Origin of the sequence: Burkholderia sp. GbtcB21 (assembly GCF_019091065.1) — a bacterium.
In the GTDB taxonomy this organism is placed as follows: Bacteria; Pseudomonadota; Gammaproteobacteria; order Burkholderiales; family Burkholderiaceae; genus Burkholderia; species Burkholderia pyrrocinia_C.
The window spans coordinates 1-275 of sequence record NZ_JAGXKA010000223.1 but is presented as its reverse complement, the minus strand read 5'-3'; the positions used below and the strand labels follow the sequence as shown (position 1 = coordinate 275).

At 37.1% G+C, this 275-nt stretch carries 1 protein-coding gene; it reads left to right on the top strand.

Translation table 11 applies throughout. The features are described from left to right. On the top strand, positions 1–275 hold a 275-nt coding region (locus KVT39_RS36860), incomplete at both ends, for a hypothetical protein (RefSeq protein ID WP_217591472.1).

Sequence of the window (275 nt, the reverse complement as noted above, 5' to 3'; positions counted from 1 at the left end):
GATCAGGCTTTATTAGTTACGGATAAAGCCATTTTTAGCGAATACGATGGTTTCCGAATTGCCTATACCCAAACAAATGATATAGCAGCGAACCTGTGGGTTAAGCCTCATGGATTACTACATAAGAAAGGGCTTAGGCAACCAACTATTGAATGCATAGAATGGGAAGGAATAACAGCTTTTTTTGGAACTGATCAGGGTTTTTGTTTTGATTTTATTGCGGCGGCTTTTTATTTGATTACGAGGTATGAAGAGTACAATACAAAATCTGAAAA